19 protein-coding genes are annotated in these 19583 nt (G+C 72.5%); 16 read left to right on the top strand and 3 right to left on the bottom strand.

What is annotated here, in order from left to right; translation table 11 throughout:
• The first annotated feature begins 395 nt into the window (after window positions 1–395).
• The 14 genes from OG444_RS09830 (at window position 396) to OG444_RS09765 (ending at window position 16087) form a co-directional block, all read left to right on the top strand.
• Window positions 396–2048, top strand: a complete 1653-nt coding sequence (locus OG444_RS09830) for a CTP synthase (RefSeq protein ID WP_327261798.1) — start codon at window positions 396–398, stop codon at window positions 2046–2048.
• Window positions 2049–2131: 83 nt separating this feature from the next.
• Entirely contained in the window at window positions 2132–2767 is a 636-nt protein-coding gene (locus OG444_RS09825) for an NUDIX hydrolase (RefSeq protein WP_327266707.1), read from the top strand.
• Window positions 2768–2917: 150 nt separating this feature from the next.
• The gene (locus tag OG444_RS09820) at window positions 2918–4906 is read left to right on the top strand and encodes a tetratricopeptide repeat protein (RefSeq protein ID WP_327261797.1); all 1989 of its coding nucleotides are present in this window, start codon (window positions 2918–2920) and stop codon (window positions 4904–4906) included.
• Window positions 4907–5058: 152 nt separating this feature from the next.
• A complete protein-coding gene (gene ald / locus OG444_RS09815) occupies window positions 5059–6174 on the top strand; it encodes an alanine dehydrogenase (RefSeq protein ID WP_215144608.1) in 1116 nt (371 codons plus the stop codon).
• A 368-nt stretch (window positions 6175–6542) separates the two neighbouring features.
• Window positions 6543–7661 carry a ParA family protein gene (locus OG444_RS09810; RefSeq protein ID WP_078626630.1) on the top strand — a complete coding sequence of 373 codons (1119 nt, stop codon included), beginning with the start codon at window positions 6543–6545 and terminating at the stop codon, window positions 7659–7661.
• Window positions 7646–8176, top strand: a complete 531-nt coding sequence (locus OG444_RS09805; RefSeq protein ID WP_327261796.1) for a hypothetical protein — start codon at window positions 7646–7648, stop codon at window positions 8174–8176. The genes OG444_RS09810 and OG444_RS09805 overlap by 16 nt, the downstream gene beginning before the upstream one ends.
• A gap of 336 nt (window positions 8177–8512) precedes the next feature.
• A complete protein-coding gene (locus tag OG444_RS09800; protein WP_327261795.1) occupies window positions 8513–9700 on the top strand; it encodes a segregation and condensation protein A in 1188 nt (395 codons plus the stop codon).
• Window positions 9697–10332: an SMC-Scp complex subunit ScpB gene (gene scpB / locus OG444_RS09795; RefSeq protein ID WP_327261794.1), complete on the top strand. Its 636-nt coding sequence runs from the start codon at window positions 9697–9699 to the stop codon at window positions 10330–10332. The genes OG444_RS09800 and scpB overlap by 4 nt, the downstream gene beginning before the upstream one ends.
• On the top strand, window positions 10332–11729 hold the full coding sequence (locus OG444_RS09790) for a pseudouridine synthase (protein ID WP_327261793.1): 1398 nt from the start codon (window positions 10332–10334) through the stop codon (window positions 11727–11729). Before scpB ends, OG444_RS09790 begins: the two co-directional genes overlap by 1 nt.
• A 179-nt stretch (window positions 11730–11908) precedes the next feature.
• Entirely contained in the window at window positions 11909–12517 is a 609-nt protein-coding gene (gene pnuC, locus OG444_RS09785) for a nicotinamide riboside transporter PnuC (RefSeq protein WP_327261792.1), read from the top strand.
• Window positions 12514–13593, top strand: a complete 1080-nt coding sequence (locus tag OG444_RS09780) for an AAA family ATPase (protein ID WP_327261791.1) — start codon at window positions 12514–12516, stop codon at window positions 13591–13593. Before pnuC ends, OG444_RS09780 begins: the two co-directional genes overlap by 4 nt.
• Window positions 13590–14318 (top strand): NUDIX hydrolase, encoded by a 729-nt coding sequence (locus OG444_RS09775; protein WP_327261790.1) that lies wholly within the window; start codon window positions 13590–13592, stop codon window positions 14316–14318. Before OG444_RS09780 ends, OG444_RS09775 begins: the two co-directional genes overlap by 4 nt.
• Window positions 14315–15325: an ADP-ribosylglycohydrolase family protein gene (locus OG444_RS09770; protein ID WP_327261789.1), complete on the top strand. Its 1011-nt coding sequence runs from the start codon at window positions 14315–14317 to the stop codon at window positions 15323–15325. The genes OG444_RS09775 and OG444_RS09770 overlap by 4 nt, the downstream gene beginning before the upstream one ends.
• A 3-nt stretch (window positions 15326–15328) precedes the next feature.
• Window positions 15329–16087 (top strand): nucleotidyltransferase domain-containing protein, encoded by a 759-nt coding sequence (locus tag OG444_RS09765; RefSeq protein ID WP_327261788.1) that lies wholly within the window; start codon window positions 15329–15331, stop codon window positions 16085–16087.
• A gap of 16 nt (window positions 16088–16103) precedes the next feature.
• Here the strand turns inward: OG444_RS09765 and OG444_RS09760 are convergent, their stop codons facing one another.
• The 3 genes from OG444_RS09760 to OG444_RS09750 form a co-directional block, all read right to left on the bottom strand.
• Window positions 16104–16784: a nucleotidyltransferase domain-containing protein gene (locus OG444_RS09760; protein WP_327261787.1), complete on the bottom strand. Its 681-nt coding sequence runs from the start codon at window positions 16782–16784 to the stop codon at window positions 16104–16106.
• Window positions 16785–16812: 28 nt separating this feature from the next.
• Window positions 16813–17286 carry a Rieske (2Fe-2S) protein gene (locus tag OG444_RS09755; protein ID WP_327261786.1) on the bottom strand — a complete coding sequence of 158 codons (474 nt, stop codon included), beginning with the start codon at window positions 17284–17286 and terminating at the stop codon, window positions 16813–16815.
• Window positions 17287–17367: 81 nt separating this feature from the next.
• On the bottom strand, window positions 17368–17709 hold the full coding sequence (locus tag OG444_RS09750; RefSeq protein ID WP_327261785.1) for a DUF952 domain-containing protein: 342 nt from the start codon (window positions 17707–17709) through the stop codon (window positions 17368–17370).
• Window positions 17710–17846: 137 nt separating this feature from the next.
• Here OG444_RS09750 and OG444_RS09745 point away from each other — a divergent pair, with 137 nt between their 5' ends.
• Both OG444_RS09745 and OG444_RS09740 read left to right on the top strand, forming a co-directional pair.
• Window positions 17847–18299 carry a YidB family protein gene (locus OG444_RS09745; protein WP_327261784.1) on the top strand — a complete coding sequence of 151 codons (453 nt, stop codon included), beginning with the start codon at window positions 17847–17849 and terminating at the stop codon, window positions 18297–18299.
• A 131-nt stretch (window positions 18300–18430) separates the two neighbouring features.
• Entirely contained in the window at window positions 18431–19519 is a 1089-nt protein-coding gene (locus OG444_RS09740; protein WP_327261783.1) for a prephenate dehydrogenase, read from the top strand.
• The last annotated feature ends 64 nt before the right edge of the window (window positions 19520–19583 follow it).

Raw genomic sequence — 19583 nt, 5'->3', positions numbered from 1 at the left:
AGGGATCTCCGCGTGAGCCCATGATTCCGTATATCGGCTCGGTTAGGCCGTCTGACGGACTGCCCGGCGGTGATGTGTGCAATATCCGAGCAGGATATGTCGGCACCCTAGTGATCTCCGTGAGCCCCGGAAGAATGCGGCTGGGCCGAACGGGTGAGCAGCGGGTATGCCGCCCCGGCGCACCCTCCCGCCCCCGGACGCGGAGTGCGCGCCGCGTGCCCGGAGGCGGACCGCCCCGGGCGCTGATAGGCTGGTACCCCGTGGACCGGTGGTCTGCCTGTGCGAATCAGGAGCCCCGAAACCGCAGCTTCGGCGCCCCCTGAGACCCCTCCGGATCGACGGTGGCCGGCGCCGGACGCACCTCACTTCGCGACCACGGGAGCCCCCTCTTGGCGATGCCGCCCAAATCCATGACGACCAAGCACATCTTCGTCACCGGGGGTGTCGCTTCCTCCCTCGGCAAGGGCCTGACGGCCTCCAGCCTGGGTGCGCTGCTGAAGGCGCGCGGTCTTCGGGTCACGATGCAGAAGCTCGACCCGTACCTGAACGTCGACCCCGGCACGATGAACCCGTTCCAGCACGGCGAGGTGTTCGTCACCAACGACGGCGCCGAGACCGACCTGGACATCGGCCACTACGAGCGCTTCCTCGACGTCGACCTCGACGGCTCGGCCAACGTCACCACCGGCCAGGTCTACAACACCGTCATCGCCAAGGAGCGCCGCGGCGAGTACCTCGGTGACACCGTGCAGGTCATCCCGCACATCACCAACGAGATCAAGCACCGGATCCGCCGCATGGCGACCGAGGACGTCGACGTCGTCATCACCGAGGTCGGCGGCACCGTCGGCGACATCGAGTCGCTGCCGTTCCTGGAGACCGTCCGCCAGGTCCGCCACGAGGTCGGCCGCGACAACGTCTTCGTCGTGCACATCTCGCTGCTCCCCTACATCGGCCCCTCCGGTGAGCTCAAGACCAAGCCGACCCAGCACTCGGTCGCGGCCCTGCGCAACATCGGTATCCAGCCCGACGCCATCGTGCTGCGCGCCGACCGCGACGTCCCCACCTCCATCAAGCGCAAGATCTCGCTGATGTGCGACGTGGACGAGGCAGCCGTGGTCGCGGCCATCGACGCCAAGTCGATCTACGACATCCCGAAGGTGCTGCACACCGAGGGCCTGGACGCGTACGTCGTGCGCAAGCTCGACCTGCCCTTCCGCGACGTGGACTGGAGGGTCTGGGAGGACCTGCTCGACCGGGTCCACAACCCCGACCACGAGGTCAAGGTCGCGCTCGTCGGCAAGTACATCGACCTGCCCGACGCCTACCTGTCGGTGACCGAGGCGCTGCGCGCCGGCGGTTTCGCCAACAAGGCCCGGGTCCAGATCAAGTGGGTCACCTCCGACGACTGCAAGACCCCGGACGGCGCGGCTGCGGTGCTCGGCGACGTGGACGCGATCTGCGTGCCCGGCGGCTTCGGCGACCGCGGCGTCAACGGCAAGGTCGGCGCGATCACCTACGCCCGCGAGAACAGGATCCCGCTGCTCGGCCTGTGCCTGGGCCTGCAGTGCGTGGTCATCGAGGCCGCGCGCAACCTCGCGGGCATCGAGGACGCCAACTCCACCGAGTTCGACGCCTCCACCCCGCACCCGGTCATCTCGACCATGGAGGAGCAGCTGGCCTTCGTCGAGGGCGCGGGCGACCTGGGCGGCACCATGCGTCTGGGCATGTACCCGGCGAAGCTCGCCGAGGGCTCCATCGTGCGCGAGGTCTACGGCGACCAGGCGTACGTGGACGAGCGCCACCGCCACCGCTACGAGGTCAACAACGCCTACCGCGGCGAGCTGGAGAAGAAGGCCGGCATCGTCTTCTCCGGCACCTCTCCGGACAACAAGCTCGTGGAGTACGTCGAGTACCCGCGCGAGGTGCACCCCTACCTGGTGGCCACCCAGGCCCACCCGGAGCTGCGCTCGCGCCCGACGCGCCCCCACCCGCTGTTCGCGGGCCTGGTCAAGGCGGCCGTGGAGCGGCAGCAGTCCGCGAAGTGAGCGCCTGACCGCATAACGTAGACAGCCGGGGCACGAATCGTGCCCCGGCTGTCGCGTTCTCGGGGAAGGTATCGGCCATGGCCATGGACAACGACATCGTGGACACACCGGAGTCGTGGGAGGTGGTCGCCTCACGGACCCCGTTCGAGGGCGCGAAGACGGCCGTGAAGTCGGACCAGGTCCGGATGCCCGACAGCGCGGTGGTGCGCCGCGACTACCAGGTGCACCCGGGCTCGGTGTGCGTCCTCGCCCTCGACGAGGAGCAGCGGGTGCTGGTCCTCAAGCAGTTCCGCCACCCGGTGCGGCACCGGCTGTGGGAGCTCCCGGCCGGGCTGCTGGACGTACCCGGCGAGAACCCGCTGCACGCGGCCCAGCGGGAGCTGTACGAGGAGGCGCACGCCAAGGCGGGCGAATGGCGGGTACTGGCCGACTTCTTCAGCTCGCCCGGCGGCTCCGACGAGGCCGTCCGCGTCTTTCTCGCACAGAACCTGGCGGAGGCCGAGGGCGTCCGTTACGAGGTCTCCGACGAGGAGGCGGACATGGAGATCGCCCGTGTTCCGCTCGCGGACCTGGTCCGCGGGGTGCTGGCGGGCGAGCTGGGCAATCCGGGGCTGGTGACCGGCGTACTGGCCCTCTCCGCGGCCCTCGCCTCCGAGGGCGGCATCGAGTCCCTGCGTCCGGCCCTGGCCCCCTGGCCGGCCCGCCCGTACGAGGCGTGACCCGGCCCGCGGGCCGGGTCCCGTGGGCCGTGCGTGAAAAATAGGTCCATCTGCTGATCCGATTGGGGGATTTGCCCGCCGCGCTCCACACGGGTCGTCGCTCTGCGTGAACTACGCTCGCAATCCGGTGGCAGGGAGAGGAGCGGATCCGTGGCGGATTTCGTCGGGCGGCGGCGTGAGCTCAAGGAGCTGCGCGAGGACATCGCACGGACCGGGCTCGACACCCTCTCCGGCCGCAAGGCCAAGGCGCCCCGGGCCCGGGTGCTGCTCGTCGCCGGGCGCCCCGGGTCCGGACGCACGGCCCTCGCCGAGGCCTTCGTGCGCGAGGTCGCCGGGGAATACCCCGACGGAGTGCTCCGCACCCGGCTCGCGACCCCCGGCGGGGAGGCCGTGGCCACCGACCGGGCCGTCCGGAGCCTGCTGGAGGGGCTGGGGCAGTGCACCCCGCCCGGGGCCGACGAGGACGAGCTGAGCTCCGTCCTGCGGACCGCCCTCGACGGGCGACGCGTGATCATCCTGGTGGACGACGCCGCCGACCCGCAGCAGGTGGACGCCCTGCTGCCGGACACTCCCGAGTGCCTCGTCGTGGTCACCGCCGAGGGGCCGCTCACCGGCATCCCCGACGTCCGGCCCTGCACCCTCGGCGGGCTCGACACCCCCTCCGCCGTGGAACTGCTCGTGCAGCGCATCGGGGACACCCGCGTCACCGCGGACCCCCGGGCCGCCGAGGCCCTCGCCGAGGAGTGCGGGGGCCAGCCCGCCGCACTCGTCCTCGTCGGCGGGTGGCTCGCCGCCCACCCCAAGGCCTCCGTCGCCGACGTCGCCAAGCAGCTGCACGACATGCCCGCCACCACCGGCGGCCCGCTCGCCCGCGGCTTCCGGCTCGTCTACGAGTCCCTGCCGCAGCCCGCCCAGCGCACCCTGCGGCTGCTGCCGCTCGCCCCGGCGGGCATCGTCGACTCGCACACCGCCTCCGCCCTCGCTGGCTGCTCCGTGGCCGCCGCCCAGTCCACGCTCGACGATTTCGCCGGGCTGGGCCTGATCCGGCCCTCCCGCGACGGCCTGTTCCTGCTGCCCGGCTGCCTCGCACCGCTGCTCCAGGCCCTGCTGGAGGCCAAGGAACGCCCCGCCGAGGTCCAGCTGGCCCGGGCCCGGATGCTGGAGCGCACCGTACGGCTGCTGCACTCCTGCCGGGCCATGGCCGAGCCCGGGGAGCCCGGGGTCGACGCCGCCGTCGACGACGGCCTCCGCGAGCTGCTGGACGGCCTGCCGCGCGCCCTGCGCTTCCCCGACCGGCGTGCCGCGGCCACCTGGCTGGACACCCGGCTGCCCGCGCTCCACGCGGCGGCCTCCCTGGCCGTGGCCGACGGGGACCTGGACACCCTGGCCCGCAGGCTGGTCGCAGCCCTCGTGCGGGCGCTGGCGGACCACCGCGGCACGGCCGAGGCCGCCCCCGAGCTGTACGGGCTGCACCGCCTGGTCCTGGACGTGGCCGAGCGCCGCAACCTGCACCGGGAGCAGGCCGCCGCTCTGCTGAACCTGGCCGACGTGGACGCCGCTACCGGCCGGACCCAGGAGGCGCTGGAGCGCTACCGGGCCGCGCTGGACGCCGGACGGGCGGCGAACGATCCGTACGCGACGGGCCGCGCGATGGAATCCGTAGGGGGCGCCTACCAGGAGCTGGAGGACTGGCACCGGGCCTCCGACTGGTTCGGCCGGGCGCTGTCCCAGGCCCTCGCGCGGGGCGAGCGCGCGGACGAGGCCCGGCTCTACGGGCGTCTCGGGAACGTGCACACCTACGCGGGGCGGTACGGGGACGCGCTGCGCAGCTGGCGGGCGGCCGCCGCGGGCTACCGGAAGCTGGCCGATGTCCCCGGTCAGGCAAAGGCGTTGAGCGAGATGGCACGGGTCCAGGAGTACGCCGGCCGGCCCGAGGAATCGCTGCACACCTGCCGCGAGGCGGTGGAGCTGGCACGCCGGGCGGGGGACCAGCGACTTCAGGCCGCGCTGCAGGTCAGGCTGGCCGACACGCTGGACCGGCTGGGAGACCCCGCGGCTGCCAGGCTGCACCGGTCCGCGGCCGACAGATTGCTGGGAGATGACCCCGCAGCCTGCGAAATCCGCAGTGGTTCCGACTGAGATTATTGCTTTGCAAGGCTAGACAGCGCGTCGTCCTTCATTAGACTGGCTTCACCACGTCATCCTGTGGTGCATCCCGTTGCGCGTTCTTGTGGGCGGGTATGTATGGAAGTGCCCCCGTAAATCCCCTGAGCCAAGGACCGTGATCGACGATGAAGGTCGGCATCCCCCGCGAGGTCAAGAACAACGAGTTCCGGGTCGCCATCACGCCCGCCGGCGTGCATGAGCTGGTCCGCAACGGCCACCAGGTCTTCGTCGAGCAGAACGCCGGTGTGGGTTCCTCGATCACGGACGCCGAGTACGTCTCGGCCGGTGCCGAGATCCTCGGCACCGCCGACGAGGTCTGGGCCACCGCCGACCTGCTGCTCAAGGTCAAGGAGCCGATCGCGGAGGAGTACCACCGCCTCCGCAAGGACCAGACGCTCTTCACCTACCTGCACCTCGCGGCCTCCCGCGAGTGCACGGACGCCCTGCTGGAGTCCGGCACCACCGCCATCGCCTACGAGACGGTCGAGCTCGCCAACCGCGCGCTCCCGCTGCTCGCCCCGATGTCCGAGGTCGCGGGCCGTCTGGCCCCGCAGGTCGGCGCCTACCACCTGATGCGCTCGGCCGGCGGCCGCGGCGTCCTCCCGGGCGGCGTCCCCGGCACCCACGCCGGCGAGTGCGTCGTCATCGGCGGCGGCGTCTCCGGCTGGAACGCCGCGCAGATCGCCATCGGCATGGGCTTCCACGTGACCCTGCTCGACCGCGACATCAACAAGCTCCGCGAGGCCGACAAGATCTTCGGAACGAAGATCAAGACGATCGTCTCCAACGCCTTCGAGCTGGAGAAGGCCGTCGTCGAGGCCGACCTCGTCATCGGAGCCGTCCTGATCCCGGGTGCGAAGGCCCCGAAGCTGGTCACCAACGAGCTCGTCGCCAAGATGAAGCCCGGAAGTGTCCTTGTCGACATTGCGATCGACCAGGGCGGGTGCTTCGAGGACTCCCGTCCGACCACTCACGCCGAGCCGACCTTCCAGGTCCACAACTCGGTCTTCTACTGCGTCGCCAACATGCCGGGCGCGGTTCCGAACACCTCCACCTACGCGCTGACGAACGCGACGCTGCCCTACATCGTGCAGCTCGCCAACCTCGGCTGGGTCGAGGCGCTGCGTCGTGACCCCGCGCTCGGCCTGGGCCTCAACACCCATGACGGCCAGGTCGTTTACGGTCCCGTCGCCGAGGCCCACGGCCTCGAGACCCTTGAGCTGAGCACGCTGCTCGGCTGATCCGTCAACGACTGACGTCAATCTCACGTATCCGGCCGGACCTTGCCCGCAAGGTCCGGCCGGACGCGTTTGCGGGGTGCCCCGCAACCCCGCTCAACTCGCCTCGAACGTAACCCTTTAACCCTTTCGCGCACCCGCGAAACTTCGCAGCGACAGCTCGTGCGCCCTTGACAGAGCGGTGTTCGGTTGCCGACACATCGTGCCGGGTCCGGCGGATTGTGTTGCCGCTGAGTGGTGACACGCCATAGAGTCGCCAACCGTCGGCATGGTGCCACGCTGACCTATCGATAAGTGTCCTGGTCACGTCCGAGGAGGTAAGACGACTTGTGAATGAGTCGACATTTGCTCCTGGGGGTGGTCGAGCAGGGATGCCTGAGCGGGGCCAGGGCCCTACCGGGCTCGAAGCTGTCGGCTCCGTCGCAGTACGCACCTTCGCAAACCACCAGCACATGACGACGCCCCAAAAGAGCATGGACGGCCTAGACGTGAACTCCAGGGCCGGCGACCTGAGCGGCGAAAAGCCCGTGGGTTTCGCCGACTACGACAATGTGCCCGAGGGGCACTTCTACGACCCCGACGCGGAGTACGAACCGGACCCCGAGTACGCGGCCACTCTCGCCCCCGACGCTGCCCGTCAGCGCCGTGAGCGGATCGGCCCGACCGGACGCCCGCTCCCGTACTTCCCGATCCCGGGTCCGCTGACCGACCACGGTCCGGCGAAGATCATCGCGATGTGCAACCAGAAGGGCGGCGTGGGCAAGACCACGTCGACCATCAACCTGGGTGCCGCTCTCGCCGAGTACGGGCGCCGCGTGCTGCTCGTCGACTTCGACCCGCAGGGCGCGCTGTCCGTGGGTCTCGGCGTGAACCCGATGGAACTCGACCTGACGGTCTACAACCTGCTCATGGAGCGGGGCATGTCGGCCGACGAGGTGCTGCTGAAGACGGCGGTCCCCAACATGGACCTGCTGCCGAGCAACATCGACCTGTCCGCTGCAGAAGTGCAGTTGGTCAGCGAGGTCGCGCGCGAGTCGACCCTGCAGCGGGCCCTGAAGCCCCTGATGGCCGACTACGACTACATCGTGATCGACTGTCAGCCCTCGCTGGGTCTGCTGACCGTGAACGCCCTGACGGCGGCTCACAAGGTCATCGTCCCGCTGGAGTGCGAGTTCTTCGCACTGCGCGGCGTGGCGCTGCTGACCGAGACCATCGAGAAGGTGCAGGAGCGGCTCAACCCGGAGCTGGAGCTCGACGGCATCCTCGCCACGATGTACGACTCCCGCACGGTGCACAGCCGTGAGGTGCTGGCGCGCGTCGTCGAGGCCTTCGACGACCACGTCTACCACACGGTCATCGGCCGCACGGTGCGCTTCCCGGAGACCACGGTCGCCGGTGAGCCGATCACGACGTACGCGTCCAACTCCGTCGGCGCCGCCGCCTACCGCCAGCTGGCCAGGGAGGTGCTCGCCCGGTGTCACGCCGAGTGAGTCTGCCCGGAGCCGACGAACTGTTCCGTACGACCGGGGGGATGGCGCTCCAGTCGTCCTCGCCGCGGCGCGGCGTCGACGAGACGCCCGCCGCGGAACACTCGGCCACTTCGGCCGAGGGCACGGCGAGTGACGGTCGCGGCCGGGAGGCCGCGGCCGCCGCGGAGTCCGGCGGGCCCGTCGTCGGGCAGCCGCGGCGACCGCAGGAAGGTTCTGCCGGTCCGGCCGGCGGCGTGGGCCCGGCCCCGGCCGGCGCGGGCCGCCGGGGCAAGGGGCAGGGCCGGGGCGCGAACCGGCGCCCCAGCGGCCGCGAGCGGCACGACGAGAAGATCACGGTCTACGTCTCCGCCGAGGAGCTCATGGACCTGGAACACGCGCGGCTGGTGCTGCGCGGAGAGCACGGGCTGGCGGTGGACCGGGGCCGCATCGTCCGCGAGGCGGTGGCGGTGGTTCTCGCCGATCTCGAATCCCGCGGCGACGCGAGCATCCTCGTACGGCGCCTGCGCGGCCGCTGACCGCCCTGCGGGCCCGCCTTCCCGGTGCCGGCCCCGTCCGGACCGCACCCGCGCCGCCGCTCGGCCCGCGGTGCGCCCTCCGGGAGCCGGGACCGGCGGCCGTCGGCCCGCCGACCGGCCTCCGGGCGCTCTACGGCCCGGCTCTCCCGGTACCTCGCCCCGTCGCCGGGAGCCGCCCGCACGGGGTTCGTTACGGGCGGGGGAGCGCCGGTCAGGCGTGCGGCGCCGTGCCGGGCGGTGATCCGCCGGGGAGCGTGGGGAAGCCCGTAGGCTGCTGGTGGCCGCGGCCACGGCGCCCGGCCCTCCACGCCGCCCCCATGCACCTCCTGGACATCGATGCCCCTCCCCGCCGAACCCGGCCGACCGACCCGGCGCGTCCTGGGGCGCGGCCCCGGCGCCCCCGACCCGGACCGGCGACCGGACGCAGGCGACGCGGGAGCGGACCGCGAAGGCGCCGGAGCCCCCGAAGGCCCGCAGGCGTCCGAGGCCCCCGGAACCCCTGACGTCCCCGGAGCCCCGGAGGTCCCCGAAACCACCGAGGTCCACGAGGTCCCCGAGACCTCCGAAGCCCCTGAGGCGCCCGCTGAGAGCCCCGCGCCGGCGGCGGGCGGTACCGAGCCGGAACGTTCCCCCAAGCCCGCAGACGGCCCGCAGGAGCCGCCTGGGCCCGGCCCTTCCCCGGCGGCCGCGACGGCCGTGGGCCCGGACGGCACGAGCCCCGCGGGCGGCGACGGCCGCTTCACCCTGCGGCTCGCCAACTTCGAGGGCCCCTTCGACCTGCTGCTCCAGCTGATCTCGCGGCACAAGCTCGACGTCACCGAGGTCGCGCTGTCCAAGGTCACCGACGAGTTCATGGCCCACATCCGGTCCATGGGCCCCGACTGGGACCTCGACCAGATGACCGAGTTCCTCGTCGTCGCCGCCACCCTGCTCGACCTGAAGGCCGCCCGGCTGCTGCCGGTCGCCGAGGTCGAGGACGAGGCGGACCTGGCGCTGCTGGAGGCGAGGGACCTGCTCTTCGCCCGCCTGCTCCAGTACCGCGCCTACAAGCAGATCGCCGAGATCCTCGAGCGGCGCGCGGAGGCCGAGGGCAGGCGGTACCCGCGGACGGTGGGGCTGGAGCCGCACCACGCCGACCTGCTGCCCGAGGTGGTCATCAGCATCGGGCCGGAGGGGTTCGCCCGGCTCGCCGTGAAGGCCATGCAGCCCAAGGCCAGGCCCCAGGTCTACGTGGACCACATCCACGCCCCCCTCGTCAGCGTGCGCGAGCAGGCCGGGCTCGTGGTGCGGATGCTGAAGACCCGCGGCGAGGCCACTTTCCAGGAGCTCACCGAGGACGCCGGGGACACTCTCACCGTCGTCGCGCGCTTCCTGGCCCTGCTGGAGCTCTACCGGGAGAAGGCGGTCGCCCTCGACCAGGAGGAGGCCCTGCAGACCCTCACCGTGCGCTGGAGCGGCGGGGACGGCGACGGCATGCCGACCGTGACCGACGAGTTCGACCAGATCGTGGAGGCGAAGGATTGAGCAGCGACGTGAGCGCGGTGGCCGCGCTCGAGCTGAAGCCGGCCCTGGAGGCCGTACTCATGGTCGTGGACGAGCCGGCCACCGAGGCGCACCTGGCCAAGGTGCTGGAGCGCACCCCGCGCGAGGTGGCGCAGGCGCTGAGGGAGCTCGCCGACGAGTACACGGCCGCGAGCCGGGGCTTCGAGCTGAGGCTCGTGGCCGGGGGCTGGCGGTTCTACACCCGGGCGCAGTACGCGCCGGCCGTGGAGGGCTTCGTCCTGGACGGCCAGCAGGCCCGGCTCACCCAGGCGGCGCTGGAGACCCTGGCGGTCGTCGCGTACCGCCAGCCGGTCAGCCGATCGCGGGTCTCGGCCGTGCGCGGAGTCAACTGCGACGGGGTCATGAGGACCCTCCTCCAGCGGGGTCTGGTGGAGGAGGCGGGGACGGAACCCGAAACAGGTGCGATCCTGTACAGGACGACGAACCACTTTTTGGAGCGGATGGGCCTGCGCGGCCTTGACGAGCTCCCGGAGCTCGCGCCCTTCCTCCCGGAGGCGGAGGCGATCGAAGCCGAGACGCAGGAAGGTGTTCCGTCGTTCGATCCGGACGCACCGGACACAGATGCAGACGACGACAAGACGACGGAACTTTGATGCGAAGCAGCGGCAACGGCAACGGTGGCGGCAACAGGAACAGCGGCGGCGGCGGTGGCGGCGGGCGCGGTAACTCCCGCGGCGGCTCCTCCAGCGGCGGCGGTGGCTACCGCGGGAGCGGCAGCGGCTCCGGCGGCGGCTCCCGCGGCGGTAGCTCGGGCGGTGGCTCGCGCGGCGGCAGCTCGGGCGGTGGCTACCAGGGCGGTGGCTCGCGCGGCGGCAGCTCGGGCGGTGGCTACCAGGGCGGTGGCTCGCGCGGCGGCAGCTCGGGCGGTGGCTACCAGGGCGGTGGCTCGCGCGGCGGCAGCTCCGGCGGCGGCTACCAGGGCGGCTCCGACTCGCGCGACCGTGACCAGCCGGCCCCCCGCATCCGCAACCCGCGTCCCGAGGAGCGCCGCTACGACGTGGGCCCCGAGGGCGAGCGCAGCGGCCGCAGCGGCCCCAAGGCGGGCGGCGGCGGTGCCCGCGGCGCTGCCGCGCGCGGTGGCGCCAAGGGCGGTCCCCGGACCTCCAGGACCCCCGGCATCGGCGGCGCCGGCGGCCCGCGCAGCGGACCGGGCAGCCGTAGCGGCCAGTCCCGCCCGCGCGAGCTGGACGCGCGCATCGAGGAGCGCGTGCGCGACCGGTACGCCGACAAGCCCGTGATCAAGACCCCGAAGACCTTCCCGGGCGCCGAGGAGGAGGGTGAGCGTCTGCAGAAGGTGCTCGCCCGCGCCGGCATGGGTTCGCGCCGGGCCTGCGAGGAGCTCATCGAGCAGGCCCGCGTCGAGGTCAACGGCGAGATCGTGCTGGAGCAGGGCAAGCGCGTCCTGCCGAAGGACGAGATCAAGGTGGACGGCCTGACCGTCGCCACCCAGTCGTACCTGTTCTTCGCGCTGAACAAGCCGGCCGGTGTCGTCTCCACGATGGAGGACCCGGACGGCCGCCAGTGCCTCGGCGACTACGTCACCAACCGCGAGACCCGTCTCTTCCACGTCGGCCGGCTCGACACGGAGACGGAGGGCATCATCCTGCTCACCAACCACGGTGAGCTGGCCCACCGCCTCACGCACCCGAAGTACGGCGTGAAGAAGACGTACGTGGCCGCCATCACCGGCCCGCTGCCGCGCGAGATCGGCAAGCGGCTCAAGGACGGCATCGAGCTGGAGGACGGCTACGCCCGTGCCGACCACTTCCGCGTCGTCGACCAGGTCGGCAAGAACTACCTGGTCGAGGTCACCCTCCACGAGGGCCGCAAGCACATCGTCCGCCGCATGATGGCGGAGGCCGGCTTCCCGGTCGAGAAGCTCGTCCGGACCTCCTTCGGCCCGATCGAGCTGGGCGACCAGAAGTCCGGCTGGCTGCGCCGCCTGACGAACACCGAGGTCGGCATGCTGATGCGCGAGGTCGGTCTCTAGTACGCAGGCTCCAGTACGCAGGCCGGCTGCCGCACGGGCGGCCGGCCCGATCGCAGAAAACCCGCGGTGCCCCCAGGGCGCCGCGGGTTTTCTGCTTGCCGGGCCGTTATCGGCTTGTCGGGGACCCCCAACCCTGTTTATAGTCAATCTGACCATTAAACGGAGTGAGGGGGGTCGGCATGAGCTGGACCATGAACTGGACCGAGGTGCTCGGATTCGCCACCGGCGCCCTGTGCGTCTGGCTGGTCGCCCGGCAGCACGTCGCCAACTGGCCGATCGGCATCGCCAACAACGTCTTCTTCATCGTGCTCTTCGCCCAGGCCGGCCTCTACGCCGACGCCGGGCTCCAGATCGTCTTCATCGCCCTCGCCGCCTACGGCTGGTGGTCCTGGACCCACGGGGGTGGACCAGGAACCGCCGAGGCCCTGCCGGTGCGCCGCACCACGCGCACCGAATGGGCCGCTCTCGCGGCGGCGGGGGCGGTGGGGGTGCTCGCGCTCACCCTGCTGCTGAGCAGCGCCACCGACTCCACCGTCCCCTTCTGGGACGCGGCCACCACCGGGCTCTCGCTCGTCGCCACCTACGGACAGTGCCGCAAGCTCGTCGAGTCCTGGTGGCTGTGGATCGCGGCCGACCTCATCTACATCCCGCTCTACGCGCACAAGGGGCTCTACCTGACCTCCGCGCTCTACGTGGGCTTCCTCGCCCTCTGCGTGGTCGGACTCCTCGGCTGGCGCCGCACGCTGCCCGCGCGGGACGCCCGTACGGCGGCGGAGGCGACGGCATGAGGCGCCACGGGCACGGCCTGGTCCTCGGCAAGTTCTACCCGCCGCACGCCGGCCACCACCACCTCGTGCGCACCGCCCAGGACCAGTGCGAGCGGCTGACCGTTCTGGTGTGCGCGGCCTCCGTCGAGTCGGTCCCGCTCGCAGACCGCGTCGCATGGATGCGCGAAGCGCACCCCGGGGCCGAGGTCGTCGGCGCGGTCGACGACATACCGGTCGACCTGCACGACCCGGACATCTGGGAGGCGCACATGGCCGTCTTCCGCGGCGCGGTCCCCGGGCGGGTGGACGCCGTCTTCACCTCAGAGGAGTACGGGAGCGAGCTCGCCCGCCGGTTCGGCGCCGAGGAGGTCCTCGTGGACCGGGAGCGGACGCTGTTCCCCGTTTCCGGGACGGCGGTACGCAACGACCCGGCCGGCTCCTGGGACTTCCTCGGCCCGGCCGTACGCGCCGCGCTGGCCCGGCGGGTCGTCGTCCTCGGCGCGGAGTCCACCGGGACCACCACGCTGTCGCGGGCCCTGGCGGACCACTACCGGCGGCGCGGCGGCGTCTGGGCCAGGACCGGCTGGGTCGCCGAGTACGGGCGCCGGTACAGCGAGGAGAAGCTCGCGGCGGCCCGCGCCGCCGACCCGGCGGCATCCTGGGCGGACGTGTCCTTCACCTCCGGGGAGTTCCCGCTCATCGCCCGGCACCAGGACGCGGACGAGGAGCACGCGGCCCGGCTCGGCTCGCCCGTGCTGTTCTGCGACACCGACTCCTTCGCGACCGGGATCTGGCACGAGCGGTACATGGGCGGCCGCAACGACGAGGTCGAGCGGATCGCCGGCCTGACCCGGCGGGACCTCTACCTGCTGACCGACCACACCGACGTGCCCTTCGAGGACGACGGACTGCGGGACGGCCCGCAGCTGCGGCCCTGGATGACCGGGCGGTTCCGGGAGGAACTGGAGCGCACCGGAAGGCGTTTCCTCCTCGTGCGCGGGGACCGGACGGCCAGGCTGGAGGCGGCCGTGACGGCCGTGGACGAGCTGCTGGCCGAGGGCTGGCACTTCACCGACCCCCTCCCGGAGAACCGATGACCGCCGGCTATGACCCCCATGCCTTCGAACCGTTCGCGGTGACCGTCGACCTGGCCGTGTTCACGGTGCGCGCCGGCGCCCTGCACGTGCTGCTGATCCGGCGCGGCCGGCAGCCGTACGCCGGGGCCTGGGCGCTGCCCGGCGGGTTCGTCCTGCCGCGGGAGTCCGCCGAGACCGCCGCCCGGCGCGAACTGGCCGAGGAGACCGGCCTGTCGGAGCAGCTCGTCGCGGCGCTCCACCTCGAGCAGCTGCGCACCTACAGCGAGCCGGACCGCGACCCCAGGATGCGGGTGGTCTCGGTGGCCTTCACGGCCCTCGTCCCGGACCTGCCCGAGCCGGCGGCCGAAGGTGGCGGGGACGCGGCCCACGCCCGCTGGCTGGCCGTGGAAGACGTCTCGGAGCTGGCCTTCGACCACGCGGTGATCCTGGCGGACGCACGGGAGCGGATCGGCGCCAAGCTGGAGTACACCTGCCTGGCCACCGGCTTCTGCCCGCCCGAATTCACCCTCGGCGAGCTCCAGTCCGTCTACGAGACCGTCTGGAGCACCACCCTCGACCGCCCCAACTTCCGCCGCAAGGTCCTGGCGACGCCGGGCTTCGTCGAGGCCGTCCCGGGCGCCGCCCGGCTGACCGGCGGCCGCGGGAAGCCCGCCGCCCTCTACCGGCCCGGCCCGGCGACCTCCCTCCACCCACCCCTGCTCCGACCGGAAGGATCCACCCGATGACCAAGCGAGCCGCGACCGGCGCCATGATCGGCCTGGCCCTGGGCGACGCCCTCGGCTTCCCGACCGAGTTCAACGACGTGCCCTCCATCCTGGCCAAGACCGGCCCCTGGCGCGGGATGAGCCTGCCGCGCCCGGCGATCGTCACGGACGACACCCAGATGACCCTCGCCCTGGCCCGCGGCATCCGCACGGCGGCGGAGCGGGGCCCGGTGGGCCCGCTGCGCCTGGCCCGGCCGGTCCGGGAGGAGTTCGTCGACTGGTACCACTCCCCGGAGAACAACCGGGCGCCGGGGAACACCTGCCTCAAGGCCTGCAGTCTCCTGGACCTGCCCGAACGGGACTGGCGCGACGCCAGCCAGCTGGGTTCCAAGGGCTGCGGCGCCAACATGCGCGTGGTCCCGGTCGGGCTGGTGCCCCACTGGACCGAGGAGGAGCGGGCCGGCGCCGCACAGCTCCAGTCCGCCCTCACCCACGGGCACCCCACGGCGCTCGCCGCCTCCGACCTGACCGCGCGGGCGGTGTACCTCCTGGCGCAGGGCACCGAGGTGACGGGGCTCGTCGGACTGCTGCGCTCGTACGCCCTGGAGAACCGCACCCGCTACCACGAGCGGTGGCTCGGCGACCTCTGGATGCGGACCGCGTCCGACGCCTCCCCGGAGTCCTTCATGGCGCGCGGCTGGGACGAGTGCCTCGCCGTCCTCGACCGCCTGGCGGACGCCCTGCGGACCCCCTCCCCGGAGACCGACCCCTGCCTGACCACGGGCGACGGCTGGATCGCCGAGGAGGCCCTCGCCACCGCCCTGCAGTGCTTCCTGCTCTTCCCCGACGAGCCGCTGGCCGCGCTGCGCCGGGCCGCCTGCACGCGGGGCGACTCCGACTCCATCGCCTGCCTCGCCGGCGCCTTCGCCGGCGCCCACCTCGGCGCCGACGTCTGGCCCCGCGAGTGGGAGGGCCGCATCGAGTACCGGGACGAACTCCTGGCCTTCGGCGCCGCCTGGGATGCTTGATCCATGCTGGACGCACTGAGTATCGACCTGACCGCCGTCGTGGCGGAGCAGCCCGACCCGCTGCTCTTCGCCACGGTCTCCGGCGCGCATCTGTACGGATTCCCCTCCCGGGACTCGGACATCGACCTGCGCGGCGCCCACCTGCTCCCGGCCCGGGACCTGCTCGGCCTGCGCGAGCCGGAGGAGACCCGGACGCGCATGTGGGACCGGGACGACGTGGAGATGGACCTGGTCACGCACGATCTGCGCAAGTTCGTCCGCCTGATGCTGAACCGCAACGGCTACGTCCTGGAGCAGCTGCTCTCCCCGCTCGTCGTCCACACCACACCGGCGCACGAGGAGCTGATCGCACTGTCCCCGGGGGTGCTGACCTCCCACCACGCCCACCACTACCGGGGGTTCGCCGGCACCCAGTGGAGGCTCTTCGAGAAGGCCGCCGAACTCAAGCCGCTGCTCTACGCGTTCCGGGCGCTGCTCACCGGCATCCACCTCATGCGCTCGGCCGAGGTGCAGGCCCACCTGCCGACCCTGCTGGCCGAGGTGCCGGAGGCGCCCCCGTACCTCGCCGCCCTGATCGAGGCCAAGGCGGCCGCCGAGCACGGGGCCTACGAGGGCCCGGCCCTCGGCGGGGTGCGGGAGGACCTCGAGGCGCTGCACGTGGTGCTGGATGCGGCGCAGGCCGCTTCCCCGCTGCCCGAGCAGGGTTCGGCGTACGACGCGCTCGACGAGTTCGTCGTACGGCGGCGGACGCTGCGCGACTGACGCCGGGCGACGGGCTCTACGCGGCCGACGCGCGGCGGGTGCGGACCAGGAAGTCCTGCACCCGGGCGTGGTCCGGCTCCTCGGGCAGGACGGTGGATGCCAGGGCCGTCTCCGTCTCCTGCTGGAGGCGCGCCATCCAGGCGTCGGTCTCCTCCCAGGTGAGCTCCCCGCGGCGGACCGCGAGGAGGCGGTCGCGGTGCGGTCCGGCGTCGATGGTCAGCCGGCCCGTGCGCAGGAGGTCGCGGCAGGACAGCAGCAGGCGCAGCAGGTGCATGGCGTGCTTCCAGCGCGGGGCGCCGTGGACGCGGACGTCCGCGACGAGTTTGCCGCGCTGGGAGGCCGCGTACCGGCTGAAGCTGGTGTGGGCCCGGCGGGAGAGGAAGGCCCCGCGCAGCGAGAGCAGCTCCTCGCCGACCGGGGTGACCTCCTCGACCAGGGGGGAGTGCAGGCACTCCAGGATGTTCGGGTTGGCGCGCAGGGCCAGTTCGCAGAAGCGCTCCAGCTCCCAGGAGAACTGCTCCTCCCGCGGTCCCTCCACGTGCGTGGGGGGCTTCTCGAACCGCCAGAACAGCGGCGTCGGGGCGAGGTAGACACCGCGCAGGTCGGTGTCGCTCGCCTCCGTCGCCAGCCCGAACGCCCGGGAGCCCATCACGCACCGGTACACCGTGTGGTCCCGTACCAGCGCCAGATCGTCCATCCGGGGAGCGTAGGCGCCCGGCCTGTCGCTATGCGAGCGAGATATTGCCGTCGGCCGCGACCGTGATCTTCTTCTCCGCCAGTCCCTTGGTGGCCGGGCCCTTGGTCACCGCGCCGTCGGCGATCGCGAACTTGCTGTCGTGGCAGGGGCAGTCGATGGTGCCGTTCGCCACCTTGTTGACCAGGCAGCCCTGGTGGGGGCAGACCGCCGTGAAGCACTTGAAGGTGCCGGCCTTGGGCTGGGTGACGACGACCTTCTCCTCCTTGAATACCTTGCCGCCGCCCACCGGCACGTCCGCCTTCTTGGTGAGGGTCTTGTCGCCCGCCCCGGCGTCCGGGGTGGCGGGAGCCGGGGCGACGGGCTGGACGGCCGCGTCGTTCGGTTCCCCCGGGGAGGCCTTCTCGGCGCTGCCACTGCCGCAGGCGGTGATCGCACCGCCGGTCAGGGCGGCCGCGCCGATCGTCAGTACCGTGCGCCGGGCGGTGTGCGTGAGGTCGCTCATGAGTCTCTCCTCGCTTCGTGGCCGGATGGCGTGCAGCATCCTGGCCTGCGGCGGGCCTCAGGTGAAGCCTGCCGCGCCGGTTCATCGGCCCGGTTCCCACGGGGCCAGTGAGGTGGGAGTGCCGGGTGTGCGTACGACCTCCCACACGTGGACCACGGCTTCCCGGTTCAGCGGGCCGTGAACATGTGGGTATCGGCCCCCGGTTTCACTCGCCCGGCGGACCTCGGCGGTCAGTGCGCCCTCCTCGAGCTCCACCGCGAGCAGGATCCCGGGTACCGACCGGTAGTGCGCGTCGGCGATCGCGAGGGCCGTGGCGCGGTCCGCCGAACAGTGGACGAACCCCTCGGCCTCCAGCGAGGCCGGGGCGTACGGGAGCTCCGGTGCGGCGGTCCAGTCGGTGAGGGGGACGATGTGGAAGATCATGCAGATCGTTCTACCGCAGCGGTAGAAGGCGTGTGCGCCAGGTGGCGGCATACTCCGGTATGGGTGACATTGTCCGTGTCTCGAAGCCGGGTACGACGCTGCGCGCGCGGTCCGGTCCCTCTTCGAAAGGCGCGACCATGGCGGGTAACGACCTCGGCTCCCTTCTCGGCGGCCTCCTGGGCGGAAGCGGCGGCCAGGGCGGGAGCGGTGGCGGCGGCAACATCCTCGGCGCGCTCCTCGGCGCCCTCGTGGGAGGCGGCGCCGGTGCGGGCGCCGGTCCGGGCGGCGCCCAGGCCGGCGGGAACAACCCGCTCGGCGGACTGATGGACATGCTGACCAGGTCCGGCCTGGCCGACCAGGCCCAGTCCTGGATCGGCACCGGGGACAACCAGCCGGTCAGCGGCGCCCAGATCGCCGAGGCACTGCCCGACGAGGCCCTGCAGAAGGCGGCCGCACAGGCCGGCGTCAGCCCCCAGGAGGCCGCCGACCAGATCGCGCAGGCGCTGCCGACGGCCGTCGACAGGCTGAGCCCGCAGGGACAGCTCCCGACCGGCTCGCTGGAGGAGATCATCCGGGCCCAGAAGTTCTGACGGCCCGGCCGCAGCACGCGAGGACCCGGCCGCCGTCCCACGGGATGGGCGGTCGGGTCCTCCGCGCGCGAGGGCTGGATACCCTGGCCGGACAGCCCGTCAGCTCGCCTTTCGCAACCCTGGAGTGCCTCGTGAGAACCGCCGTCGTCATCGGAACCGGACTGATCGGCACCTCCGCGGCGCTCGCCCTGTCAGCCCGGGGGATCACCGTCCACCTCGTCGACCACGACCCGGACCGGGCCCGTACGGCGGCCGCCCTCGGGGCCGGCACCGACGAGCCCCCGAAGGAGCGCGTCGACCTCGCGATCGTCGCCGTACCCCCGGCCCACGTGGCCGCGACCCTGGCCGACCTCATCGGGCGCGGCGTTGCGCGGGCCTACGTGGACGTGGCCAGCGTCAAGGGCGGACCGCGGCGGGAGCTGGCGGCACTCGGCGTGGACGTCACCACCTACATCGGCACGCACCCGATGGCCGGCAAGGAACAGTCGGGGCCGCTCGCTGCCACCGCGGACCTCTTCGAGGGCCGCCCGTGGGTGCTGACCCCCACCCGGGACACGGATCACGAGGTGCTCAACCTCGCACTGGAGCTGGTCGCCCTGAGCCGTGCCGTACCGGTGGTGATGGACGCCGACGCCCACGACCGCGCGGTGGCGCTCGTCTCGCACACCCCGCAGCTGGTCTCCAGCATGGTCGCGGCCCGCCTGGAGGAGGCCGACGAGACCGCGGTGCGGCTGTGCGGGCAGGGCATCCGCGACGTGACCCGGATCGCGGCCTCCGACCCGCGGATGTGGGTGGAGATCCTCTCCGCCAACCCGGGACCGGTGGCCGATGTCCTCGCCGGGATCGCCGCCGACCTGGAGGAGACCGTGGAAGCGCTGCGGGGCCTGCAGTCCGCCGACGTGGACAAGCGCCGCGGCGGCGCCGCGGGCATCGAGGACGTGCTGCGGCGCGGGAACGCGGGCCGGGTCCGGGTGCCGGGCAAGCACGGCTCGGCGCCCACCGTCTACGAGACGGTCGCCGTGCTCATCAGCGACCAGCCCGGCGAGCTCGCGCGGATCTTCGCCGACGCGGGACGGGCCGGGGTCAACATCGAGGACGTACGGATCGAGCACGCGACGGGCCAGCAGGCCGGCCTCGTCCAGCTCATGGTGGAGCCGCGCGCGGTGGCGGGCCTGACGGCCGAGCTGCGCGAGCGGGGCTGGGCGCTGCGGCAGCAGTAGCTCCCGCCCGCCGCGGGGGCCGCCGGGCCCCCGAAACGCACGGCGGGGACGGGGGCCGTCCGGG

It is taken from the genome of Streptomyces sp. NBC_01232, assembly GCF_035989885.1.
Classification (GTDB): Bacteria; Actinomycetota; Actinomycetes; order Streptomycetales; family Streptomycetaceae; genus Streptomyces.
The sequence above is the reverse complement of the archived record's forward strand: the minus strand, read 5'-3'. Positions and strand labels throughout refer to the sequence as shown.